24 protein-coding genes are annotated in these 23,504 nt (G+C 71.0%); 15 read left to right on the top strand and 9 right to left on the bottom strand.

All coding sequences use genetic code 11. The features are described 5' to 3' along the window. Window positions 1-286: 286 nt before the first annotated feature. The 3 genes from ABD289_RS20660 to ABD289_RS20650 all read left to right on the top strand — a co-directional run bounded on the left by ABD289_RS20660 (window position 287) and on the right by ABD289_RS20650 (window position 1,645). Window positions 287-757, top strand: a complete 471-nt coding sequence (locus ABD289_RS20660; protein WP_344135558.1) for a hypothetical protein — start codon at window positions 287-289, stop codon at window positions 755-757. Then, window positions 754-1,050 (top strand): DUF3817 domain-containing protein, encoded by a 297-nt coding sequence (locus tag ABD289_RS20655; RefSeq protein WP_344135424.1) that lies wholly within the window; start codon window positions 754-756, stop codon window positions 1,048-1,050. The genes ABD289_RS20660 and ABD289_RS20655 overlap by 4 nt, the downstream gene beginning before the upstream one ends. Window positions 1,051-1,291: 241 nt before the next feature. Continuing rightward, window positions 1,292-1,645 carry a hypothetical protein gene (locus ABD289_RS20650; RefSeq protein ID WP_344135421.1) on the top strand — a complete coding sequence of 118 codons (354 nt, stop codon included), beginning with the start codon at window positions 1,292-1,294 and terminating at the stop codon, window positions 1,643-1,645. Between the two features lie 156 nt (window positions 1,646-1,801). On the opposite strand, the gene ABD289_RS20645 is transcribed toward ABD289_RS20650, so the two are convergent. Together ABD289_RS20645 and ABD289_RS20640 are read right to left on the bottom strand one after the other, a co-directional pair. Beyond that, the gene (locus ABD289_RS20645) at window positions 1,802-2,710 is read right to left on the bottom strand and encodes a PDR/VanB family oxidoreductase (RefSeq protein WP_344135418.1); all 909 of its coding nucleotides are present in this window, start codon (window positions 2,708-2,710) and stop codon (window positions 1,802-1,804) included. A 16-nt stretch (window positions 2,711-2,726) separates the two neighbouring features. Next, window positions 2,727-3,368 carry an MSMEG_1061 family FMN-dependent PPOX-type flavoprotein gene (locus ABD289_RS20640; protein ID WP_344135415.1) on the bottom strand — a complete coding sequence of 214 codons (642 nt, stop codon included), beginning with the start codon at window positions 3,366-3,368 and terminating at the stop codon, window positions 2,727-2,729. 65 nt (window positions 3,369-3,433) lie between these two features. Here ABD289_RS20640 and ABD289_RS20635 point away from each other — a divergent pair, with 65 nt between their 5' ends. The 4 genes from ABD289_RS20635 to ABD289_RS20620 all read left to right on the top strand — a co-directional run bounded on the left by ABD289_RS20635 (window position 3,434) and on the right by ABD289_RS20620 (window position 7,005). Then, on the top strand, window positions 3,434-4,054 hold the full coding sequence (locus ABD289_RS20635; RefSeq protein WP_344135412.1) for a TetR/AcrR family transcriptional regulator: 621 nt from the start codon (window positions 3,434-3,436) through the stop codon (window positions 4,052-4,054). A gap of 328 nt (window positions 4,055-4,382) precedes the next feature. Continuing rightward, a complete protein-coding gene (locus ABD289_RS20630; RefSeq protein WP_344135409.1) occupies window positions 4,383-4,829 on the top strand; it encodes an SgcJ/EcaC family oxidoreductase in 447 nt (148 codons plus the stop codon). 675 nt (window positions 4,830-5,504) lie between these two features. Beyond that, the gene (locus ABD289_RS20625; protein WP_344135406.1) at window positions 5,505-6,422 is read left to right on the top strand and encodes a LysR family transcriptional regulator; all 918 of its coding nucleotides are present in this window, start codon (window positions 5,505-5,507) and stop codon (window positions 6,420-6,422) included. A 169-nt stretch (window positions 6,423-6,591) separates the two neighbouring features. Further along, on the top strand, window positions 6,592-7,005 hold the full coding sequence (locus ABD289_RS20620) for an ATPase (protein ID WP_344135403.1): 414 nt from the start codon (window positions 6,592-6,594) through the stop codon (window positions 7,003-7,005). Between the two features lie 191 nt (window positions 7,006-7,196). Here ABD289_RS20620 and ABD289_RS20615 read toward each other — a convergent pair whose 3' ends face one another. Genes ABD289_RS20615 through ABD289_RS20605 form a run of 3 tightly spaced genes read right to left on the bottom strand, consistent with a single transcriptional unit; the run spans window position 7,197 to window position 9,038 of the window. Next, window positions 7,197-7,565 carry a hypothetical protein gene (locus ABD289_RS20615; protein ID WP_344135400.1) on the bottom strand — a complete coding sequence of 123 codons (369 nt, stop codon included), beginning with the start codon at window positions 7,563-7,565 and terminating at the stop codon, window positions 7,197-7,199. After that, the gene (locus ABD289_RS20610; RefSeq protein ID WP_344135395.1) at window positions 7,562-8,341 is read right to left on the bottom strand and encodes an alpha/beta fold hydrolase; all 780 of its coding nucleotides are present in this window, start codon (window positions 8,339-8,341) and stop codon (window positions 7,562-7,564) included. Before ABD289_RS20610 ends, ABD289_RS20615 begins: the two co-directional genes overlap by 4 nt. Further along, a complete protein-coding gene (locus tag ABD289_RS20605) occupies window positions 8,334-9,038 on the bottom strand; it encodes a DUF998 domain-containing protein (RefSeq protein WP_344135392.1) in 705 nt (234 codons plus the stop codon). Before ABD289_RS20605 ends, ABD289_RS20610 begins: the two co-directional genes overlap by 8 nt. A gap of 41 nt (window positions 9,039-9,079) precedes the next feature. Between ABD289_RS20605 and lysX the strand changes: the two genes are divergently transcribed. Further along, the gene (lysX, locus tag ABD289_RS20600) at window positions 9,080-12,445 is read left to right on the top strand and encodes a bifunctional lysylphosphatidylglycerol synthetase/lysine--tRNA ligase LysX (RefSeq protein ID WP_344135389.1); all 3,366 of its coding nucleotides are present in this window, start codon (window positions 9,080-9,082) and stop codon (window positions 12,443-12,445) included. Between the two features lie 224 nt (window positions 12,446-12,669). Here lysX and ABD289_RS20595 read toward each other — a convergent pair whose 3' ends face one another. The 4 genes from ABD289_RS20595 to ABD289_RS20580 form a co-directional block, all read right to left on the bottom strand. Next, a complete protein-coding gene (locus ABD289_RS20595) occupies window positions 12,670-13,005 on the bottom strand; it encodes an FGGY family carbohydrate kinase (RefSeq protein WP_344135386.1) in 336 nt (111 codons plus the stop codon). Window positions 13,006-13,091: 86 nt separating this feature from the next. Further along, window positions 13,092-13,925: an aldo/keto reductase gene (locus tag ABD289_RS20590; RefSeq protein ID WP_344135383.1), complete on the bottom strand. Its 834-nt coding sequence runs from the start codon at window positions 13,923-13,925 to the stop codon at window positions 13,092-13,094. A gap of 449 nt (window positions 13,926-14,374) precedes the next feature. Then, on the bottom strand, window positions 14,375-15,154 hold the full coding sequence (locus ABD289_RS20585; protein WP_344135380.1) for a DUF1295 domain-containing protein: 780 nt from the start codon (window positions 15,152-15,154) through the stop codon (window positions 14,375-14,377). 69 nt (window positions 15,155-15,223) lie between these two features. Further along, complete coding sequence (locus tag ABD289_RS20580) at window positions 15,224-16,546, bottom strand: class I SAM-dependent methyltransferase (RefSeq protein ID WP_344135378.1); 1,323 nt, start codon at window positions 16,544-16,546, stop codon at window positions 15,224-15,226. A 102-nt stretch (window positions 16,547-16,648) separates the two neighbouring features. On the opposite strand from ABD289_RS20580, the gene ABD289_RS20575 reads away from it, so the two are divergent. The 7 genes from ABD289_RS20575 to ABD289_RS20545 are packed head-to-tail and all read left to right on the top strand — an operon-like array spanning window position 16,649 to window position 23,334. Beyond that, window positions 16,649-17,311, top strand: coding sequence for a dienelactone hydrolase family protein (locus tag ABD289_RS20575; protein ID WP_344135375.1), 663 nt, complete (start codon window positions 16,649-16,651; stop codon window positions 17,309-17,311). Then, the gene (locus tag ABD289_RS20570; RefSeq protein ID WP_344135373.1) at window positions 17,308-18,576 is read left to right on the top strand and encodes an NAD(P)/FAD-dependent oxidoreductase; all 1,269 of its coding nucleotides are present in this window, start codon (window positions 17,308-17,310) and stop codon (window positions 18,574-18,576) included. The genes ABD289_RS20575 and ABD289_RS20570 overlap by 4 nt, the downstream gene beginning before the upstream one ends. After that, window positions 18,573-19,295: a DUF1365 domain-containing protein gene (locus tag ABD289_RS20565; protein WP_344135370.1), complete on the top strand. Its 723-nt coding sequence runs from the start codon at window positions 18,573-18,575 to the stop codon at window positions 19,293-19,295. The genes ABD289_RS20570 and ABD289_RS20565 overlap by 4 nt, the downstream gene beginning before the upstream one ends. Beyond that, window positions 19,292-20,557, top strand: a complete 1,266-nt coding sequence (locus ABD289_RS20560; protein ID WP_344135367.1) for a class I SAM-dependent methyltransferase — start codon at window positions 19,292-19,294, stop codon at window positions 20,555-20,557. The genes ABD289_RS20565 and ABD289_RS20560 overlap by 4 nt, the downstream gene beginning before the upstream one ends. A gap of 51 nt (window positions 20,558-20,608) precedes the next feature. Next, entirely contained in the window at window positions 20,609-21,202 is a 594-nt protein-coding gene (gene sigK, locus ABD289_RS20555) for an ECF RNA polymerase sigma factor SigK (RefSeq protein WP_344135364.1), read from the top strand. Next, on the top strand, window positions 21,199-21,948 hold the full coding sequence (locus ABD289_RS20550; protein WP_344135361.1) for an anti-sigma factor: 750 nt from the start codon (window positions 21,199-21,201) through the stop codon (window positions 21,946-21,948). Before sigK ends, ABD289_RS20550 begins: the two co-directional genes overlap by 4 nt. A 24-nt stretch (window positions 21,949-21,972) precedes the next feature. Next, complete coding sequence (locus ABD289_RS20545; protein ID WP_344135358.1) at window positions 21,973-23,334, top strand: cryptochrome/photolyase family protein; 1,362 nt, start codon at window positions 21,973-21,975, stop codon at window positions 23,332-23,334. Window positions 23,335-23,504: the final 170 nt, after the last annotated feature.

Below are 23,504 nucleotides of genomic sequence, written 5' to 3'. Positions count from 1 at the left end.
CATCGCCACCCCCATCGGAAAGATGGAGGTCGTGGTCGAACTCCGCCGGAGCGAGGGCGTTCTGGCCGGAACCGCGCACGGCGCCGGTGAGGAGGTGCCGCTGAACGACGTCGTTCACGACGGCGACCGGCTCACCTGGACGCAGGCCATCACCAAGCCCATGCGGCTCGACCTCGCCTTCGACCTGACCGTCGACGGCGACGCGCTCCGGGGGAATCTCCAGGGCTGGCAAGCTGCCGGCCTCGAAGGTCACCGGCCGGCGCCAGGCCATCCTGGGGAGCCAGGCGTGACCGAGCTCTTCCTGTCCCTGCACGTCCTGGCCGCACTCCTGGCCGTCGGTCCCGTCACCGTCGCGGCGAGCATGTTCCCCGCGACGCTGCGCCGCGTCCTCGCCGAGCCGGATGATGACGCCGCACTGACGACCCTGCGGACGCTGCACCGCATCTGCCGCGTCTACGCGGGTATCGGCGTTGCCGTTCCCCTCTTCGGCTTCGCCACGGCGAGCAGCCTCGGCGTTCTCGGTGACGCATGGCTGATCACCTCGATCCTGCTGACCGCGGCGGCCGCAGGACTGCTGGCGCTGCTGATCCTGCCGGCCCAGGACCGCGCGCTGGCCGCGATGGGCGGCAGTTCGGACTCGACCCCGCCACCCCTGTCACCGGCTCGCCTGGCCGGGTTCACCGGCATCTTCAATCTGCTGTGGGCCACGGTGACCGTCCTGATGATCATCGGTCCCGGCTCCACCACAGGGGTGTGACCTTGCAGCGCGACGCTCCCGCCAGCCTGCGCATCGCGGCCCGCTTCGAACTCGTCTCGCTGATCGTGCTGCTGGCCAATCTGCTCACCGTCCACTTCGAACCCGTCTCGTCGCTGATGGGGCCCGCGCACGGCTTCGCCTACCTGTTCGTCGTGATCGCGACCTGGCGCCTCGGCACAGCCACGATCGCAGCCAAAGCCCTGGCCGTCGTTCCCGGCGTCGGCGGACTGCTCGCCGTGCGACAAGTCGAGCGCGCGGCTCGCGCCCAGTTGGAACGGGTCGCCCGTTCATGACCGCCCTTTCGCCAGAGGAGGGGATCGGTCGGGGCGCCCGCCTCGGCCGTACAGTTTTGGGAGATGTTTCAGTATGCGGCGGATCCGCATGCGGGTGTGGGACTCAGCTCCCGGCACCGCCACGCAAACCACAAACTGAAATGTCTCCGCAGGCGGAACTGTCATCGCTCCACGAGGAGTGGAACCGATCCGGGCCGGGGTGCGCGACGGGGTTCTGGATGGCCGGTGAATACTGCGGTTCGTGCGGACTCCAGTGGGGATGGCCCTGGGTGCGGTGGTGTGCGTGGTGCTCGCGAGCTGGGTGGCGATGACAGCAGTCGGCCCGGACTCGTCGGGGGCTCTCGTGACGCGATGCGGGACGGCGCTCCAGCGTTCCGCGGAACTGGAGCAGCTGCTCGGCGTGGATCTGCCAAGGGGCTTCCGGCAGGTTCTGCTGTCGGAAGAGGAGCACCGCGCGATCGTGGAGTGCGACGAGGCGCGCGCCCGCCAGCAGGCGCTGGCAGGCGCGCTCGTGCTCGGCGGAATGGTGCTGGGCGGCATGTCAATCCTGACCCGGAAACGACGTGCGACCGGCGTGCGGAGCACGGAGGAATGATCCGGAACGGGCAGCACGCGCGGCGGGTCGTTCGGTGCGCGGTGTCGCGGCGCCCGCCGAGAAGTTCCCGGACGAGCGCGCGTCGCTCGATCAGCGAATCCCGCATCACGCGCTGCGCCGACCCGCGCGTTCCCGGGGGCGGCGCGAGGGCCGCACTCACAGGTCCACGGTCAGCCTCGGCGTGGCGGCGCGCGAAACGCAGGAATACATGCGGCCTTCCGGGGCGCCGATGTCGTCCCGGTGTTCGGGTTCGCCGTCGAGGACGGTGAGTTCGCAGCTGCCGCAGACGCCCTCGCGACAGCCGGAGGGCAGCGCGTAGCCGGCGTGGTTGAGCGCGTCCAGCACGGTGTCCTCGGGGCCGACTCGCACGGTGCGACCGGTTCGGGCGCAGTCCACCTCGAAGGCGGTGTTCGGCGGGAAGGTTCGCGCCGCGGGCTGGAACCGCTCGACGCGCAGGCGCCCGGCGGGGAAGGCGGACTCGGCCGCGGAGATCATCGATCCCGGGCCGCAGCAGTAGATCAACGCGTCCGGGCCGAGCCCGGCGGCGAGCTCGGCGAAGTCCGGCCTGCCGCGCCGCTCGGTGTCGAACACTCGAACCCGCTCGCCGTGCTCGGCGCGCAACTCCTCGGCGAAGGGCATGCTCGGCAGCGATCTGCCCACGTGGACCAGCGTGGCCGGTACGCCGCGGTCGACGGCCTCGCGCAGCATCGGGCGCAGCGGGGTGATGCCGATCCCGCCCGCGAGGAACAGGTACTCGGGCGCGTGCTGGAGCGCGAAGTGGTTGCGGGGCAGCGAAACCTCGAGCCCGCGGCCGGGATCGAGGAACCGGTGCACGTACTCCGAGCCGCCCCTGCTGAGCCGGTCGTGGCGCACGGCCACGCGGTAGCGCTCGGGGTCGGCGGGGTCACCGCACAGCGAGTACTGCCGGGTGAGCCAGTTGGGCAGCGCGAGATCGACGTGCGCACCGGGTGCCCACGGAGCCAGCGGGCCGGAGGCCCCGCGCAGCAGAAGCGAGACCACGTCGTCGGTGACCCGGTCGATGCTCTCGATGATCGTGTGTTGCATTGCGACGCGGGGCCTTTCAGTACAGGTGTCGGTAGCCGTCTTCGAGCTTGCGCTGCAGGACTTCGGGGTCCACGTCGACGCCCATCTGCGCGACGGCCATCTCGCCCGCGGTGGGCACCTCCTCGGCGAGCGCCTGGCTCGCCTGGTCCCACAACCGGGAACGCAGCAGCGCACGTCCGCAGTGGAAGAAGACCTCCTCGACCTCGATGAGGATCGCCAGTTCGGGTGCCTTGGCCTCGGTCCGCATCCGGGCGAGCACGTCGGGTTCGTCGGTGACGTAGGCGCTTCCGTTGAGGCGCAACATCTCCCGCATCCCGGGGATCAGGAAGAGCAGGCCGGCTCCGTCGTTCTCGGCGAGGTTGGCGAACGAGTCGGCGAGCTTGTTGCCCGGACGGTCCGGCATCGCGACCGCGCGTTCGTCGAGGACCTTGACGAAACCGGGGTAGTCGCCGCGCGGCGAGCAGTCGGCACGCCCTCGGGCATCGGAGGTGGCCAGCGCTGCGAAGGGGGAATGCGCGATGAACCGGCGCGCGAACTCGTCGACGTGGTCGCCGACCTTGGCCTTGATCATTTCCTCCGGCTCGCCCAGCCGGGCGCGGATCTCCTCGATCGAGACGCGCCGCGGACGGACGCTGCTATCGCCTTTTGTGCTGGTCATGACACTATTATGAGCAAAGGTTCAGTTCTTGCCTACTCGCTTTTCGCCGACGACCAGGAGGCGTCATGACGCACGGGAAGCAGCCGCTCCAGCCGCGCAAACAACCCCGGCAGGTGCGCGCCGAACTCACCCGGCAGCGCATCCTCACCGCGGCTGCTCACGTTTTCACCGAGCACGGCTACGCCGCGGGCACCACGAACCGCATCGCCGAGCGCGCGGGCGTCTCCATCGGATCGCTGTACCAGTACTACCCGAACAAGGACGCGCTGCTGGCCGAACTGCTGGTCAGGCACCTCGACATCGGCATCGCAGCGACCGAGGAGCACCGCTGGAAGGATCGGTCCGAGCCGGCCGAAGAACTCATCCGCGGCTTCGTGCGCACGACCATCGAGAGCCACCTGCACGACGATCCGCGGCTGCTGCGGATCATGCTGGAGCAGGCGCCGCTGTTGCCGGAACTCCTGGAGAAGGTCAACCACCACGAACGCGTCCTGCTGGAGACCACGAAGGACCTGCTCGACCAGCACCCGGACATCCGCGTGACCGATACCGACACGGCGTCCCGCCTGGTGGTGAACACCGTCGAGCTGGTCGTGCACCGGCTCATCGCCGAACCGGACCCGGTCGACGCGACCAGGCTCGAGAACGAACTCGTAGCCATGCTCACCCGCTATCTGACGTGCTAGGGGGACATTTCAGCTCGGGGTGCGCGTGGCGGCGCACGTGGCGGGACCTCGGACGCCACCGGGTTGCGGGATCCGCGACTCGAGCGGCCACCTGCGCGGCGCCGCTGCTGTCCTCGCCCGACGACGTCTGAGAACCCGCGCAGCCGTGCCGACGGAGATCGGCATTCCGCTGGTCTGCTGCCGGAATTCTGGATCTTCCACCGCTCGGTGCTGCTGGTGCTGAGTAGGCTACCGGTCGTGGTGGTGCGCGCTGCGATTGTCGTCAAGCGCCCCACCATTCGCAGGAACGCTCGGCCCATTTGCCGGGGAACGGAGTGAAGGAGCGATCATGAGGCCCAGTGCCGCGAGCCGGCCGCTCGACGAGACGACGCGACGGAAGATCGAAGCAGTGTTCCGTGGCCTGGAGGACGGGTTCCACCGACAAGACGCGGAGGTCTTCGACGGCCACTTCGCGCAAGACGCCGTCCAGGTCACCGCAGCCGGCCAACGGCTGAGCGGCTGGGACGCGATCCACCGCTACCACGAGGAGCGGTTGGGGGGACATGCGCGCGGATTCCGCGTCCGCATGAACGTCGAGGAATGCGGATTGCTCGCGCCCGATGTCGCAGTGGCTCACACGCTGCAGGAAACGACCACCCCGGATGGCGACGTGCGGCGCAACTCCGGGACGTGGACGCTCGTCGAACGCGACGGCGCCTGGTGGGTGTGCGCCGTTCAGCAGACGAACGTCGTCGACCTGCCACCGGACTGGAACGCGCACGGCGAGAACGGCTGACGCGAGCTCCATCCGGCGGATGGCCAGCAAAACGGCCAATTCGCCCGTTCGCTCCGGGACGCAACGGCAACACCGTTCGCGGGCCGGATAGCGCGTGGCGCGGGTGTCGATTCGCGAGTGGGGATGGCCGAGTAGCGATCGGCCGAAGCCCTACAGCTGCGGCGCAGGCGCAGCGCGTGACCACGGCGGGGGAGTCGCGACGGGAGGACGCCGAGAGCTGCGCCACGTCGCGGAGATCGCGGTCTGCGTCGCGGGGGCGATCTCGGCTATCTCACCGGCGTCGGCATCCTCCGCGATGGCGGGCCAAGGCGGCGATGAATGGCAAGAGCAAGCTCGCCATGGGCCGCGATTGCGGTGGCGAGCGGCGATGACAGGGGTGTTCGTCCACCCGGTTCCTCGTGCGCTCGTGGTTCGTCACGATCGGGAGCCGCGATCGGCGCAGGGGTGCCGGGTCTCGGCGTGTGGCGGCGGTGGGGTTCTGCTCGGGAGCCGTTGGGCCCAGATGGCGAGGTCGAGTGCGACCGAGAACATGACGGCGGCGGTGATGAGCAGGACCGTCCAGGTGGCGATCATGGTGGCTCCAATGCTCGACCGGTGTTGGTGCTTCCAGCCTGGGAGGAAGGAACGTTCAGGTCCATCTTTGATTCATGCACGAAATCGTGTACCCATGACTTCATGATTGACCTTCGGCGACTTCAGGTGCTTCGCGCGGTGGAGCGCTGCGGAACGGTGACGGCGGCGGCGAGGAGCCTGCACCTGACCCCGTCGGCGGTGTCGCAGCAGGTGCGGCAGCTGGGCAAGGAACTCGGGGTGACGCTGCTGGAGCCGCAGGGCCGCCGGGTGCGGTTGAGCGCGGCCGCCAGATCCCTGCTGGCGCACGCCGACGCCATCGAGGAGCGGTGGCGCCGAGCCGAGGCCGAGCTGCACGACGTCGGGGCGGACGGGCCGTCCGGGACGTTGCGGCTCGCGGGGTTCCCGACCGCCGTGTGCACGCTGCTCAGCCCCGCGGCGGTCCGGCTGCGCACCGAGGCGCCCCGGTTGACCGTCCGGTTGCGCGAGGCCGATCCGCTGGAGAGCTTCGACCTGATATTCGCAGGCGAAGCTGATGTCGCGGTCGTCGAGGCGACCCGGGACGCCCCGCCGCTGACCGACACGCGATTCGATCAGCGAGCACTGCTGGACGACCCGTTCGACCTGGTGGTCTCGACCGACCACGAGCTGGGCGCGGAGCCGGAAGCGTCCCTGCCCGACCTGGCCGCCGAGACGTGGATCCTGGGAATGCCCGGTTCGCCGTGCCGGGAACACGTGCTCACCGCGTGTTCCCGGGCGGGCTTCACCCCGGAGGTCACCCATCAGGCGCAGGATTGGAGCCTGGTGGGCGCCCTGGTCGGTGATGGCCACGGCATCGCCCTCGTCCCGCGCTCCGTGCGGCTGCCCGGGCAGGAGGGCATCGTTCGCGTCCGGCTCGCCGAGGCGCCGCCAGCGCGCCGGTTCCTCACCCTCACCGCCCGCGGCGCCCGCGAACACCCCGCGGTCCGAGCAGCCCTGACCGTCCTCGACGATCTCGCCGGCGCGAACGCCGCGACGGAGTGAAAGGTCTTGTGCGCAGCGGAGATGCCCGGTCCGGCCGGGATCACGGATGACTGCTCGCCGTGCTCCGGCTCGGATGAGAATCCCTTCACTCGATCTTCAGCACGGGCTCACGATCCATGCCGATGCTGGTTCTCATCCGGTCGAAGTCGGTGAGCGAGAGGTGAGAACGATGCAGATTCGGCACGGCAAGCGGACGTGGATCGCGGCGGCAGCGGCGGTCGCGGTGGTGGGGTTCGGCGGCACCGGAGTGGTGCTGGCGGCCGAACCGAACGCGGTCCCGTCCGGTCCCGGACAACCTGGCGTGCGACCGGTCCCGGAACAGGCCGGGTTGCTTCCCGAGCAACCGGCGCGGAACTGCATCGACGATGTTGCCGACCGCGTGGACGACCGGCGCGACACCGGCGATGACGCCGACGATCGGTGCGACGACGACCCGGCCGGTGCCGACGATCGGTTCGACGACGACCGCAACGGCGCCGACGACGGGATCGACGACGACGGGATCGACGACCGGGATGGTGGCATCGAGACCGATGGCCGGGCCGGGATGGACGACGGTGCCGACGACGGCCAGGACGACTGAACCAGCGGGATCGATCCGCCAACCGAGCAAGGGTTCGGATCCTCACCCGCCGAGTCGAGCCCCGCGAGGCAGACGTGGTCGGGCGGCGCGCGGGAAGCGACCTGCGCGTGCCGATGCGCCGGTGCGGATCCCGGCATTCGGCTCATCGCGGCCGTCCGGCGGAAGTGCTCGACCGGACTGACGGGCGGAGGTCACCGGCAACCGGCGCCCAGGCAGTCGGCGTGCAGGAACGTCCTGCCGTCGAGCCGGATGACGTAGTCCTCGCGTTGGGCCGGGGTGCCCGCTGCGGTGACCACGCCGTGCACGGTCACCGCGGCGCCGTCCGGCGTCGAAGCCGTGCACTCGATGGCGAAATCGGAACCCGGGTGGGCTTTCTCGGCACCGCTGGTGCGGCACGCCGGGCGGTCTCGTAGCAGAACACCGCGCTGCGCCAGCTCCGTTCGAGCGCCCAGGGACACGGCGTTGCGGTACCCGGCGGCCGAGATCGCCTTGGCCGGGTCCGCGCAGCCGGTGAGCAGCAGGGAGACCACTGCCAGTGCGAGCGCCAGTCCGGTCCTCATCGCAGGCTCTCCGTCGCGGCTTCGATGGTCTCCACCACCGCGTCCGGGTACTCCCATGCCAACTGGTGCCGGCTGTCGGGCAGCAGGCGGTGGCGACCTCCCAGGAGCCGTGCCAGGCGGGTGTGGCATCTCGTCCACCGCACGGCCGCGTTCGCGCGCATTCCCCCGATGGCGGTGAGGATCCAGACGGGTACGGGAGGAAACGTCGTGCGTTGCCGGAGCACGGCCAGGTCGCGCAGCATCGGTTCGAAAGCGAGGTATTCCTGCCATGCCGCGGTGATCGCGGCAGGCGAGCGGAATCGGGCCCGTCCGGCCGCGCGCACCGCTGGTGGCAGCGGTCGGGACGTTTGCGCACGCGCACCGGCCGCCCAGATGGCCGGACCGAGCGGTGCGACGCAGGTGGTCGCGTGGCGGCCCAGCGCTTCTGCGGCCGCCAGCGGCCACCGGGGGTGTGGTGGAGCGCCACCGCAGCTCGGGTCCAGCAGCACGAGCGCGCGCAGCGAGCGCGGATGCCGTCGACCCATCGCCTCGGCGTGCAGGGCCGAGACCGAATGCGCGACCACCACCGCACCGCCGTGCCGGTCCGCGGCGGCACCCAGCCGGTCGGCCTCGGCACGCAGGCTGGGCAGTCCCGGTCGAGGTGTGGACCCGTCGAGGCCGGGGCGTTCCAGCCGATGCACCCGATGCGGCGCCCGCAACCCGGGCATGACCGGTTCCCAGTCGTAGGCGGCACCGGCCATTCCCGAGGTCAGCAGGATCGTGGTCGACTCAGGCATCGCGACCACCTGCGGATCGCGGACGGGCACCGGTGACGGCCAATGCGATCAGCCAGGTCGCGATCAGGGCGAGCTGCGCTCGCTGCACCACCCCGGCTCCCGTGCCCAGCCACAGCGCTGCCAGCGTCACCGCCGTTGCCACTCCGGTCGCCGAGCACCACGCCCACCCCCAGCGCGCGGGCGGTCCGATGCCGGCCCGGGCCAGCCCGCCCATGGCCACGAGCGCCCCCAACGCCGCAACGGAACTGGTGATCTCGTGCAACGCGTGGGTGGCGGGGAGCGCTCCGACGAGCTCGCGCACCGCGCATCCCGTGTCGACGAAGCTCGCGCACGCCATCGGGGTCAGCGCTCCGTCCAGCCCGGTGGCGACGCCGAAGACCAGCAGACCGCTCCACCCGACGACCCCGCTGCGGCTGTACCGGAACCCGGCCACGGCAGCTGCGGCTGCCAGCAACCCGGCGAGTCCGTCGCCCACGCGGAAGAGCGGGCTCCCCGGCTGGTCGCGGGCGGCGTATTCGCTGACGTAGCCGTTGAGCGCATCCAGATCCGGATTGATCCACGGTCCCAGCACCCAGAGGCTGTAGAGCGCAGCGGCGCACGCGCAGCATCCCGCGAGTACACGTGCCTCCCACCGGGCCGCAACCCGGGCGTCGGAGTCGGCGCGCATGAACCGTCCTAGGGTCTGTGTGGTCAACATCGATCGTCCACCGCGTGCCAGCGTAAGTGGAGGAGGTACGGATGGGTCGGGCAGCATCGGAGGGCCGGTCGCGGAGCGGGTGGTTGCCCGCGACCGAGCCGGGCTGGACAGCTCGAGTCCCGCGGATCGTGGTCGGGACGCTGGTGTGCATCGCGGCCCTGTGCGCCTTGGCCGCGGTCGGAGCGGCATTCCGAAGCGGAATGCAGCCGGTGCGCGAGTTCACCGACCTGGTGCTGTTCCCCGCTCCCGCAAACCTCGGATATGCGGCCTTCCTGCTGGTGCTGGCGGGTGCGCTGGGGCGCCGCAAGCGCATCGCCTACTGGATCCTGCTGCTGGTGCTGGCATTGCAACTCCTCCTGTCGGGGCTGGTGCTGCTGCTCGTCCTGGCGATCCCGTGGGAGCCGGGTGTCGTCGAGCAGGTGCTGCCGAGCAGGTTGCGGTGGGCACTGGGAGCCAACGTGGTGCTCACCACAGCCGTGCTGGTGGTTCTGGGGTTGGCCTCGCGCCAGTTCTACGGCCGGGTGCAGCGCGCCAGCGTGCCCAAGGCGCTGGGCACGTTCGCCGGGCTGGTCGCGGCGTCCATCGCGCTGGGCTACGGGTTGGTCACGGTGTTCTCGGGCTCGTTGCACGACCCCGCTGACAGGGTCAGCTGGACGGTCGAACGAGTGCTGGGAGGTGCGGTGACCCTGGACATCACCCGCACCGGGCAGGCTCCGGGCTGGGTGAACCTCGTGCTCGGCACGTTCGGAATGGCCACGCTGTTCGCCACGCTGGCGGTGCTGTTCCGGTCCCAGCGCACCGCCTCGGTGCTGCCCGCGGACGACGAGCGCCGGGTGCGGGCGCTGCTGGCCGAGCACGGCGAGGTCGACTCGTTGAGCTACTTCGCCACGCGGCGGGACAAGGCGGTGCTCTTCTCGACCAGTGGCAAGGCCGCCATCAGCTATCGCGTGGTCGCGGGCGTCTGCTTGGCCAGCGGTGACCCGCTGGGCGACCCCGAAGCGTGGGGACCGGCGATCGAGCGATGGCTGCGAATGTGCCGGGATTACACCTGGCGTCCGGCGGTGATCGGCGCGGGCGAACGCGGCGCCCGCGCCTACGCGCGGGCCGGGTTGAAGGTCCTCAGGTTGGGCGATGAGGCGGTTCTGGACCTGTCCACCTTCAGCCTGGAAGGCCGCGAGATGCGGCCGGTGCGCCAGGCTGTCAACCGGTTGCACCGCTCCGGATACCGGGTGCGGATCCGCAGGCAGGAGGAGATCTCGGCGGAGGAGATGGCCGAGGTGGCCAGCCGTGCTGCTCGGTGGCGGGGAAGCGACACCGAACGCGGCTTCTCGATGGCCCTGGGCCGGTGGGGCGATCCGGCCGATGGCGGATGCGTGCTGGTCGAAGCCGTGAACGCCGACGATGAAGTGTGCGCGATGCTCTCGTTCGTGCCGTGGGGGCGCACCGGCCTGTCCTTGGAAGCCATGCGCCGAGCGCCCGAGAGCGACAACGGGCTCACGGAGCTGATGATCAGCTCCCTGGCGCGTTCGGGAGGGCACGTGCGGGGAGCGACGCCCGCGGGCGTGCAGCGGGTCTCGCTGAACTTCGCGGTGTTCCGAGAGGTGTTCGAGGAGGGTGCCCGGTTGGGCGCGGGTCCGGTGCTGCGGTCCTGGCGCGGGATCCTGCTGTTCTTCTCGCGCTGGTGGCAGTTGGAGTCGCTGTACCGCTCGAACGCCAAGTACCAGCCCGAGTGGGTTCCTCGGTTCATCGGTTTCGGCGATCGACGCGATCTGGCCCGAGTCGGGTTCGCCTCGGCGGCGGCCGAGGGATTCGTCCCCCTGTTCGGTTCGAGCGGCACCGCCACCGCCGCCACGACCGCACGAGGTGAGGACCGGATGCCGGTGACCGAGCCGCTCGAGCAGGAGTCCCGTCAGCGATCGATCCCCGAGCAGATGCGGGTTCGCCTGGACACGCTGGCCAAGATCCGGGAGGCCGGGGGTGATCCGTACCCGGCGCAGGTCTCGCGCACCGATTCCTGCGCGGACATCGCCGACCGATATGCCGGGACCGCACCTGATGTCCGCACCGGCGAACGCACCGCGGTCACCGGCCGAGTCGTGCTGCTGCGCGACCACGGGCGGTTGTGCTTCGCCACCTTGCGCGATTGGTCCGGGCAGCTGCAGGCCATGTTCACCACCTCCGAAACGGGGACAGATCGGTGGCGGGCCTGGAAGGACGAAATCGACATCGGCGACCTGGTCTCGGTGCAGGGCGAGGTCATCACCACTCGTCACGGCGAGACCACCGTGTTGGCCGATGATTGGACCTTGGCCTCGAAATGCCTGCGTCCGCTGCCCGACAAGCACGCCGGTCTCACCGACCCGGAGACCCGAGCCCGAGCGCGCTCGGTGGATCTCATCGTCGGCACCGATTCCCGGGAGATGCTGCGAGCCCGCTCGGCCGGTTTGCAGGCGTTGCGCTCGACGCTGACCGACCACCAGTTCCTGGAAGTCGAGACGCCGATTCTTCAGCCGGTGCACGGTGGTGCCTCGGCGCAGCCGTTCCGGACTCACATCAACGCCTACGACATGCCGCTGTACTTGCGCATCGCCCCGGAGCTCTACCTGAAGCGGCTGTGCGTGGGCGGGGTGGAACGAGTCTTCGAGCTCGGGCGCACGTTCCGCAACGAGGGGGTCTCGGCCCGGCACAACCCGGAATTCACGATGCTGGAGGCCTATCAGGCCCACGCCGACTACACGGTGATGCGGCAGCTGTGCGAGCAGCTGGTGCAGGCCGCGGCCACTGCTGTGCACGGGGAGCCGGTGGCTCGGCGGCGGGAGACCGGCGATCACTTCGAGGAGATCGACCTGTCCGGCAGCTGGCCGGTGATCACCGTGCACGAGGCGTTGTCGTCGGCGTTGGGCGAGGAGATCACCCCGGAAACTCCGCCGGAGCACTTGCGGTCGCTGTGCGAGCGGACGGACGTCTCCTGCGATCCGGACTGGCCACGTGGCGCGTTCGTGGTCGAGCTCTACGAGCGCTTGGTCGAGCGCCACACGACGCGCCCGACCTTCTACACCGATTTCCCCGTCGATGTCTCTCCGCTGACCCGCCCGCACCGCCACGACCCGAGGCTCGCCGAACGCTGGGACCTGGTCGCTTTCGGCGTGGAGATCGGTACCGCCTACTCCGAACTCGTCGATCCGATCGAGCAGCGCCGCCGGTTGACCGAGCAGTCGTTGCAAGCGGCCGGTGGTGATCCGGAGGCGATGGAGTTGGACGAGGACTTCCTGCGCTCGTTGGAATTCGCCATGCCGCCCACCGGCGGGCTCGGGCTGGGAGTGGACCGCTTGCTGATGCTGCTCACCGGTCGGCCGATTCGGGACACGTTGCCGTTCCCACTGGCCCGTCCCGCACGCGGCACGTGACCGTTCGGGAACGACAGGTGGCCGGAGCCGCGCTCCGGCGGTGTGGTGCGGAGAAGCGGGCGTCTTAAGAGATGTTTCAGCGTCCTCGCGCGCTCGGTTCGCCTCCCGGGTGGCTGCGGGGGACGGGGCACATCCCCCGCAGCCGGGTGGCGATCGGCGGGCTCAGCGCAGGAACGCGCCGACCACGCCGGAATCGACCGGGACGTGCAGCCCGGTGGTGTGGGTCAGGTCGCCACCGGTGAGCGCGAAGACGCCCGCTGCGACGTGTTCACGGCGCCGACGACGTCGGTCGTCGCGACGATCTGCGGCAGCAGCTCGATCCCCAGGCCGCGTCCCAGCAGCCGCTCGTCGAACGCGCCCGCCGCTTCGTCGAATCCCTGCATGAGCGACGCGGAGGAGTCGTCCAGCGCGGCGCGGCCGGTCAGCATTCCGGCGACGTAACCGTTGGCCGAGACGACGTGGCTGGCGCGCGCGGCGACGCTCGGCCGGTTGCGCAGCAGCCACGGCAGCTTCGCGGTGCCGAAGAACGGATCCGCCGTGCGGACGCGCGGCCGGCGCACCCAGCCGCGCGTCCGGTCGAGGCAGCAACACCAGGTGCGGACTCGCCGCTCCTGGGCAGTCCTTCCACCGGGGCGTGCCCGTTGCGTCAGAGGATTTCCAGCGGGACCGGGCGGTTCGGCGCAGGGAACGCCCGGTCCAGTTCGGCGAGGTCGTGCTCGGACAGCTGCAGGGCCAGGGCCTGCAGGTTCTGGTCGATGTGCGCGGTGGTGGCCGCCTTGGGGATCGCGCACACGCCCTCGCGGGTCAGCACCCACGCGAGCGCGATCTGCGCCGAGGTGGCTGCGTGGCGTTCCGCGATGAGGTGCAGCACTGGCTGGTCCAGCAGCCGGCCCTGCTCGATCGGGGAGTACGCCATGACGGGGAGATCCCGCTGCTGGCACCACGGCAGCAGGTCGAGTTCGATGCCGCGCCTGGTGAGGTTGTAGAGAACCTGGTCGGTGGCGCTCCGCCGGCCGAGCTCGTGCTCGAACAGCTCCGCCATGTCCTCGGGTGCGAAGTTGCTGACTCCGAAGTGGCGAATCTTGCCGCTGTCCTGCAGCTCCGCGAAGGCGTCCAGGGTCTCGGCCAGGGGTGCGCTTCCCCGCCAGTGCAGCAGGTACAAGTCGAGGTGATCGGTGTTCAGGCGGCGCAGGCTTTCCTCGCACGCGCGGATCGTCGACCGCCGACTGGCGTTGCTGGGCAACACCTTGCTGACCAGGAACGCGTCGTCGCGCCGACCGCGGATCGCCTCGCCAACGACCTCTTCGGCACCGCCGCTGCCGTACATCTCGGCGGTGTCGATCAGCGCGAGGCCGCGGTCCATCCCGTGCCGCAGCGCCGCGACCTCGGCTGCCCGCTGCGCTCGCCGCTCTCCCATGCCCCAGGTGCCCTGGCCCAGGGCGGGCAATCGGCCACCGTCGGGAAGTTGGAGCTCTCGCATGCGTCCTTCCATTCCGGTTAGATCACGCCAGCCGGGCGGCGCCTTCGTGGAACGGCCTCGTGGCCGCCGTTCGATCGGGGCGAGGTCGCCCCTGAGATCGATTCCGGTGGCCCGAGGACTTTGTCGACGTCGAGGGTACTGCGCCAGGCCCGCGGCGAGCAGCAACGTCGCGAGGTTCCACGCGCAGGCGCCAAGCGCGCACTGCGCTCGCGCCCCGGCGCGATGTGAACGCGCGCCGAAGGAAACTCGGGGTGGCCGTGTTGCCGACCGCCGAGTGGGGCGGGGAGTTCGGCCCGAGGAGGCCCGCGAGCAGGTGCCCGGAGCCGAGCGCGGCGGCGACGGCCAGAACGCTCGCCGCCACTGAGCGCCCGGCGCCGGGCCGGCCGGAGGAGTTGTGACCGGTCGTGCCGTGCCTTCGCGGCCGCGGCGCGCTTGCGATCGCCCGCACTTCAGCGCTTCTTCGGAGGCAGCGGGAAGAACCCGCTGGTGCGAGCGACGTAGTCGGCGTAGCCGGGGCGGTTGCCCGCCAGGTGTCGCTCGGTGATGGGTTTGCCGCTGCCTCTGGCGAGCAGCCAGGTCATCAGCAGCGGGGACAGCACGGCCAGCGCACCCGGCAAGTGCTGCGCCGCGATCAGGTACAGGCCCCACCACACGCAGGCGTCGCCGAAGTAGTTCGGGTGCCGGGTGTAGCGCCACAGCCCGGTGTCGAGCACCTCGCCCGCGTTCGCCGGATCGGCCTTGAATCGGCGCAGCTGCTCGTCACCGATGGCTTCGAACGCGAAGCCCACGCACCAGACCGCGACACCGAGAACCCCCAGCACGCCGAAGGAATCGGGCTGGTGCTGGGCCGCCACGACCGGCAACGACACGAACCACATCACGGCCGCCTGCGTGAGGTACACGCGCGCGAACATGCGCAGTTGGGGCCGGGAGCGCGCGCGGGCGTACATCTCGCGGTAGCGGCGGTCCTCGCCGTGCGCGGAGTTGCGCAGGTGGATGTGCGCCGACAGGCGCAGCCCCCACACCGCCGTCAGCACCGTGACGACCAGAGCGCTGCCGATGCCGCGCGGCTCGGTCGCGAAGCCGGTCACCGCGATGACCGCGAAGCCCGCGCCCCAGGCGCTGTCGATCGTGTCGTAGCGTCCGCGCCACCGGGCGATGCCGAAGGTCAGCACGATCACCGCGAAAGCCGCGGCCAGTGCGAGCGCGACCGAGGAACCGATGCCCATCAGAACCGCTCCCTAAGGAGATATTTCAGTGTGTGGCTTGCGTCGCGGCTGTCCTCGCCGCACGACGCGTCAGACCCCGCGGCGGTGCGAGTCGAGTCCCGCATCGCATGCGGCTTCGCCGCACACCGCAAGGGCCCTGAACATGCCGCTGTTGCCGTCGGCGTCCGGGCGCACCGCGAGGAACTGCTGCACGCCCATCCGGTTCTCCTCGAAGGCCAAGGTGCCACCGGCGAGGTAGAGCCGCCAGATCCGCACGCCCTCCTCCCCGATCAGCGCGGCTGCCTCGGCCCTCCGGTCCTCCAGGGTGCGCGACCACGCGCTCACCGTGCGCGCGTAGTGCTCACGCATCGCGTGCACGTCGCGGATCTCGAACCCGGCACGCTCCAAGTGCTGCGAGGTCCTGCTGACCGGGACCATGCTCATATCGGGAGCGATGTAGGACTCGATGAACGGCCCGCCTCCCGGAGCGTTCTCGCCGCGGGACATCTGCTGCAGCAGCAACCTGCCGCGTGGCCGCAGGTTCCGGTGCAGCACGGCGACGTACTCCGGGTAGTTGCGCTCGCCGACGTGCTCGCCCATCTCGATGGTCGCGATCGCGTCGAACGGAGCGTCGTCGAGATCCCGGTAGTCCTGCATGCGGACCTCGACCGCGTGGGTGAGGCCTTCTTCCGCGACCCGCTGGCGCACGTGCGCGTGCTGCTCCCTGGACAAGGTGATCCCGGTCGCCCGCACGCCGTGGTGCCGCGCTGCGTGCAGCAGCAGCGAACCCCAGCCGCAGCCGACGTCGAGCAGCCGCATTCCGGGCCGCAGGCCGAGCTTGGCGCAGATGAGCTCGAGCTTGTCGTGTTGCGCCTGCTCCAAGCCTCCGTCCTCGCGCTGCCAGTAGCCGCACGAGTACGCCATGCTCGGGTCCAGCAGCAGCCGGTAGAAGTCGTTGCCCGCGTCGTAGTGGTGAGCGATGGCGCTGCGGTCCCGACGCTTGCTGTGCAGCGCGCCGCGCACCCGAACCTCGCCCTCGGGCCGCCGCGGCGGCGGACCGAACGCACCGGTGCGCAGCGCCAGCCCGAGCAGTCCGGGCAACTCGCGAGGGCCGGGGCGCAGCGCGTTCAACCGGTGCTCGCGAGCCAGCCGCCAGCAGCGCCGGAGCGCTTCGGCCAGGTCCCCGTCCACCTCGATGTCACCGCGCACGTACGCCCGGGCGAGCCCCAGCTCGCCGGGACTCCACAGGAGGTGGCGAAGGGCCTTCCGGCTCGTCAGCGACACGGTGGGGCCACCGGCCGGACCGGCCTCGCTGCCGTCCCACGCGCGGAGGCCGACCGGCAGCGGGACGTCGAGCAAGCGGTGGACGAACCGTTCGATCCGGGGCGCGACCCCGGGTCCAGAGATGCGCATGCCCGTTATTCGCAGCCGCCTGCGTCCCGGATTGGCCCACCGCCCGAGTGTGATGGCCATCACGTCACCAATCCTCCCGGGGGCGCGCTCCGAATAAGAGGTATGAACTACGCAGAGCCCTCGCTGCGCGTGCTGCCCGCCAGCACGCGCGAGACCGGGGCGGTCGTGCTCGTCCTGCACGGCGGCCGGGCCCAGAGCACCGATCCGGTGCGCCCGGCGCAGCTCGCCTACCGCCGAATGCTCCCGTTCGCGCGCGCCGCGCATCGCGCGGTCGCCGTCGAGGGCGCGGCGGTGTGGTTGTTGTGCAACCGGGTGCGCGGGTGGAACGAGCCGGCGCTGGACGCGGTCGTCGACGCGAGCTGGGCGCTGCGGGAGGTGGAGCGCCGCCACCCCGGCGCGGGTGTCGTGCTGGTCGGGCACTCCATGGGCGGCCGGGCGGCCCTGCGGCTGGCCGGTAGCGGTCCGGTGCGCGCGGTGTGCGCGCTCGCGCCGTGGACCGAGCCGCGGGACCCGGTCGCGCAACTGGCGGGGCGCCAGGTGCTGCTGCTGCACGGCGACCGCGACCGGGTCACCTCCGCGCCCGCATCTGCCGAGTACGCCCGCCGCGCTGCGCGAGCCGGGGCAGAGGTCGAACACGTGGTGCTGCCGGGGACCGGGCACGCGATGCTGCGCCACGCCGCCGAGTGGCACGCCCGCACGCGCGATTTCGTCACCGCGGGGGTCCGCCTGATCGCCGAGGAGAACGAGCACAGGAGCGCGCCGTGAACGACCCGACCGTCGCGGTGATCGGTGCTGGCGTGTCCGGCCTTACCGCCGCCTACCTGCTGCGCCGCAACCACCGGGTACTGCTGTTCGACGCGGACGACCGGCTCGGCGGACACGCGCACACCCACGACGTGCGCACCGCGGACGGTCGCGAGATCGGGGTGGACAGCGGTTTCATCGTGTACAACGAGCGCACTTACCCGAACCTGCTCCGCCTGTTCGCCGAGCTCGGGGTGTCCACGCAGGACACCGAGATGTCGATGAGCGTGAGCTGCGCGGGATGCGGGCTGGAATACGCCGGGGCCAAGCGGCTCGGCGGCCTGTTCGCGCAGCCCGGGAATCTGCTGCGACCCGCCTACTTGCGGATGCTCGCGCAGGTGCGCGCCTTCCACCGGCACGCCCGGGAGGTGCTCGAAACCGGCGAGGACGACCAGCTGACGCTGGGGGAGTTCCTCGCCCGCGGCGGGTACTCCCGGTACTTCGTGGAGCACTTCGCGTTGCCCCTTGTCTCCGCGGTCTGGTCCTCCGGTCCGCAGCTGAGCGCGCGCTACCCGGCGCGCTACCTTTTCGAGTTCCTCCACAACCACGGGATGCTCTCGGTGACCGGTTCGCCGCCGTGGCGCACCGTCGTCGGCGGTTCCCGGGAGTACGTGGAACGGGTCGGCAAGCAGTTGCACGTGGTCCGCGTGGGCACGCCGGTGCGCGCGGTGCACCGGCGTCCCGACGGCGTCGAGGTGCGCGACGGCACCGGCGCGGTGCACCGAGCGGACCGCGCGGTGATCGCCACGCACGCCGACGAAGCGCTGCGCCTGCTCGCCGAACCGACTCGCGCCGAGCGGGAGCTGCTCGGCAGCTTCGAGTACTCGCGCAACGAGGCGGTGCTGCACACCGACCCGGCGGCGCTGCCCCGCAGCGCGGGAGCGCGGGCCTCGTGGAACTACCGGAAACCGGCGTGCGCGTCCGGACCGGGCGCGGTGGCGGTCAGCTACGACATGAACCGGCTGATGCGGCTGGCCGAGCCCGAGGACTACGTGGTCACCCTCGGCCACGATCGCATCGACCCACGGCGCGTGCTCGCCACCACGACCTACGAGCACCCGATCTACACGGCGGAGTCGGTGGCCGCCCAGCGCCGCTTCGGCGAGCTCGGCGACGGCCGGGTGCGGTTCGCGGGCGCCTACCACGGCTGGGGTTTCCACGAGGACGGTTGCGCCTCGGGTGTTCGCGCGGCCGAGGCGTTCGGCGCGGGGTGGGGGTCGGCATGACCGCTCCAGCGCTGTACGACGTCGTGGTGACGCACACCCGGCACGTGGACGTCGTGCGCACCTTCCGGAACCGGCTCTACACCTGGCTGGTCGACCTCGATGAACTCCCCGAACTGCCCCCTTGGCTGCGTCTCTTCGCCCGGTTCGACGCGCGCGACCACCTCGGCGCCAAAGGCGAATCGCTGCGACGCGACCTGGACCGCTGGCTGGCCGCGCACGACCAGCCGACCGGTGGCAAGATCCTGATGCTCGCGCAGGCGAGGGTCCTCGGGCACGTGTTCAACCCGATCACCGTGTACTGGTGCCACCGGCCGGACGGGCGGCAGGCCTGCGTGGTCGTCGAGGTGCACAACACCTACGGCGAAGCGCACCGCTACCTGCTGCACCCGGATGCCGACGCGGAGGCCGCGACCGACAAGCAGCTCTATGTCTCCCCCTTCCTGCCCGAGCACGGGCGCTACCGGTTGCGATTGGCCGCGCCCGGCGAGCGGCTCGCGCTGCGTGTGGAACTGCACGGCGCCGAGGGCAAGCTGCTCACCGCCACGATGAGCGGCGAGCGCGTGCCGGCCACCCATCGCGAGCTGGTGCGCATGCTGCTGCGCAGGCCGCTCGTACCGCACCGGGTCTCCGCCCTGATCCGCGCGCACGGCATCGCGCTGTGGCTGCGCCGGGTCCCGATCGTCCCTCGTAAGAAGCACGAACGACAGGAGTCACCATGACCAGCGCCGAGATCGAGCCACGCCCGACCGGCGGTGCGGTGGCCCCCGGGGCGCCGCCGCCCTGGGAACAACTCGGCCCGGCCCCGCACGCGCCGGTGCGAGCAGCGCTGGCGGAGCGGCTGTTCCGGCACGCCGTGCGCGAATTGCCGGTGCGCATCGCGCTGGCCGGTGGCGAGCGGCTCGGCAGCGGCGGCACCGGATCGCCGCTGATGCGCATCGAACGGCCGAGCGAGTTCTTCAACCGGCTCGGGCACGCCGGCAAGATCGGCTTCGGCGAGTCCTACATGGCAGGCGACTGGACCAGCCCGGAACCGGCCGAACTGCTCACCCCGTTCGCGGCTCGGCTCGCCGAACTGGTGCCCGGGCCGCTGCAGGCGTTTCGGCGCTGGGTGGACGCGCACCAGCCGGAGAGCGACCGCAACACGACTGCCGGATCGCGCAACAACATTCACCGGCACTACGACCTGTCCAACGACGTCTTCGCGCGGTTCCTCGACGAAACGATGACGTACTCCGGGGCACCGCTGTTGCCGGGCGGCGACCTGCGCGAAGCCCAGGTGTCCAAACTGGACTCCGCGCTGGACCTGGCCGGCGTGCGCTCCGGGACGCGGCTGCTCGAGATCGGCACCGGATGGGGTTCCCTGTCCGTCCGGGCCGCGCAGCGCGGCGCAGCGGTTACGACCGTGACGCTGTCCGAGCAGCAGCGGGCGCTGGCCGCCGACCGGATCGCGGCCGCCGGCCTGAGCGACCGGGTCGACGTTCGGCTGTGCGACTACCGGGAAGTGCAAGGCCGCTACGACGCGATCGTGAGCATCGAGATGATCGAGGCGGTCGGCGCGCAGTACTGGCCCACCTACTTCCGCGCGCTCGACCGCTTGCTGGTCGACGGCGGGAGCGCGGCGATCCAGGCGATCACCATGCCGCACGACCGGTTGCGGGCCACCAAGGACTCCTACACGTGGATCCACAAGTACGTCTTTCCCGGCGGCCTGTTGCCCTCGGTGGAGTTGATCGAGGGCAACGTCCGCGCCAACACGGGGATGGTGCTGGCCGAACGGCGCGCGTTCGGGGCCGGATACGCCGAGACGCTGCGCCAGTGGCGGGAGCGGTTCACCGCCAACTGGGGCGAGATCGCCGCCCTCGGGTTCGGCGACCTGCTGCACCGGATGTGGGAGTTCTACCTGGCCTACAGTGAAGCTGGCTTCCGATCCGGATACCTCGACGTCTGGCAGTTCGGCATGCGCAAGACCGCGCGATCTTGATTTCCGCTCCGGGCGTCGCCCGCGACGCCCGGCCTGACGAAAGGATCCGGTGTGGAGGAGAACACCCGTTCCGAGGGAACGCAGCCAGAGCCGGAGCGGGCGTCGGACCCCCGCACGTTGCTGGTCGAGGTGGCCAAGGGGAGCGAAGCCGCTTTCGAGCAGCTGTACGAGGTGATCAGCAGGCCGGTGTTCGGGCTCGTGCAACGCGTCGTGCGCGATGCCGCGCAGTCCGAGGAGGTCACCCAGGAGGTGCTGGTCGAGGTCTGGCGCAACGCCACGAGCTACCGGCCGGAGAAGGGCGGCGTGCTGTCCTGGGTGCTCACCATGGCGCACCGGCGCGCCGTGGACCGGGTGCGCTCGGAGCAAGCCGCCCATGACCGCGATGCGAAGGTCGGCGCGCGCTCCGGTTCCCCTGCCTTCGACGAGGTGAGCGAGTCCGCGCTAGCGCACCTGGAACACCGGCAGGTGTGGCGCTGCCTGTCCACGCTGACCGAGCTCCAGCGCGAATCGGTGCTGTTGACCTATTACCGCGGCTACACCTACCGCGAAGCGGCCGGCTTGCTGGAGTCACCGACCGCCACCGTCAAGACCCGCCTCCGGGACGGGTTGATCCGCCTGCGTGACTGCTTGGGGACGAGCCGATGAGCACCGAGATGTCGACCCTCACCGGGGCCTACGCCGTGGACGCGCTCTCCGGATCGGAGCGGTCCGAGTTCGAGCGCCACCTGGAGTCGTGCGAGGAGTGCGCGCAGGAGGTGCACGAACTGCGCGAGACTGCCTCCCGCCTCGGCGTCGCCGCAGCGGCGGAACCGCCGGAAGGCCTCAAGCGCCGAGTGCTGCGCGAAATCGCCCAAACGCGCCAGGAACCCCCGATCGCCGAACCGGTGCCGATCGGCTCGCGCGCGTCCCGAGCGCGACGCGGGCTGGGCCCCCGGCTCGCGGTCGCCGCATCGGTCGTCGCGATCGCGGCGGCGGGCGCGTTCGGCGGCATGGCCTGGCAATCCCAGCGGGAACTGGACCAGGCCGAACAGCGGCTGGAGCAGGCCGGTGCGCGCGGCGCCGAGATGGCCGCGGTGCTGCAAGCCGAGGACGCCCGGATCGTCCACGGCGCGCAAGGCGGCGCCGAAGCGACTGCCATCGTGTCGCGGCGGCTCGACAGGGCGATGTTCATGAGCGAGCGGATGCCCGATGCGCCCACCGGTCACGCGCACCAGCTGTGGGCGATCGGGCCCGACGGCGCCAGTTCCATGGGCGTGATGGAAGACGAGCGGTCTCCGATCGTGCACCAATTGCCGCAGGAAGCCACCAAGCTCGGCGTGACCGTCGAACCGGCGGGCGGTTCCGAGCAACCCACGACCGATCCGGTCATGCTCCTGTCGTTGCCCGGCTGATCCCGAGTGAGGTACTTCCCGCCGATGAACGTCGCCGTCGCCCTGTTCACCCGCGACCTGCGGGTGCACGACAACCCCGTCCTGCACGCCGCCGCTGGCTCGGCATCCCGGGTGATCCCGCTGTTCGTCCTGGACGACAGCATCCTCCGAAGCCAGTTCACCTCGCCCAACCGCGCGGAGTTCCTGACGCGCAGCCTGCGGGACCTGGATCGCGGACTGCGGCAGCTCGGTGCCCCGCTGGTGGTCAGGCGCGGGGATCCGCTGGCGGTGCTGCGCCGCCTCGCGGCGGAGCAGCCGATCGACGAGGTCCACCTCGCGGCCGACGTCAGCGGCTACGCGCAGCGCAGGCAGGAAACGCTCGTCGACGGGCTCCCCGTCCGTGTGCACGTGCACGAGGGCAGCGTCAACGCCGTCCCGCCAGGAGCCGTGACGCCGACCGGGGGCAACGACCACTTCGCCGTGTTCGGCCCGTACCTGCGGCGCTGGCTGGCGGTGGAGCGGAGGCGCCCGCTGGCGGCACCGAAGCGACTGGAGGCGTCGACCGTCGCTCCCGGGTCGCTCCCGGAGCGGGAGGAGATCTGCTCGGGGGAGGTCGCCCCGGAGCTCGCGGTCGGCGGTGAGCGCGCCGGGCGCGAGCTGTTGGACCGATGGGTCGGCGAGCTGGTCGACGACTACCCGGAGGGGCACGACGACCTCGCGGGCGACCGAACCTCCCGCTTGTCCCCGCACCTGCACTTCGGCACGCTGTCGCCGGTGGAGGTCGTGCACCGGGCGGGTTCGCGCACCCGGGGCGCGCAGGAGTTCGTCCGACAGGTGGCGTGGCGGGACTTCCACCACCAGGTGCTGGCCGCGCGCCCGCGAACCGCTGGCGAGGACTACCGGCCGCGCGGCGACGCCTGGCGGGAGGAACCCGAGGAGCTGCGCCGCTGGCAGGAGGGCCGAACCGGGTACCCGATCGTCGACGCCGGCATGCGCCAGCTCCTGCGGGAGGGGTGGATGCACAACCGCGCCCGGATGATCACCGCGAGCTTCCTCGTGAAAACGCTGCACCACGACTGGCGCTCCGGCGCCCGGCACTTCCTGCGGCACCTCGTCGACGGGGACGTGGCGAACAACCAGATGAACTGGCAGTGGACCGCGGGGACCGGCACCGACACACGGCCGAACCGGGTGCTCAACCCGCTGCGGCAGGCCCAGCGGTACGACCCCGGCGGCGACTACGTCCGCCGGTACCTCCCCGAGCTCCGGTCCGTTCCCGGGGCGGCGGTGCACGAACCGTGGAAGCTCGCGGTCGACCACCGCCGCTCGTTGAACTACCCCGACCCGATGGTCGACCTGGACGAAGGGCGGAGCCGCTTTCTGGAAGCGCGGCTCGGCCAGCGGTGACCGGACCCGCGCGGGCACGGCGCTCGCACGGCAGGTCGACATGGCCATGTTCACAGCAGAGCGGATGCCCGGTGTTCTCACCGGACGGGCGCGCCAGCTCTGGGCGAGAGGCCCGGACGGGCCAGCTCCACGGGCATTGGACCGGCAACGACCCATCGCGCACCGCTTTG

The organism is Saccharopolyspora halophila, assembly GCF_039531955.1.
Lineage (GTDB): Bacteria > Actinomycetota > Actinomycetes > Mycobacteriales > Pseudonocardiaceae > Saccharopolyspora > Saccharopolyspora halophila.
This window is presented reverse-complemented; position numbering and strand designations above follow the sequence as displayed.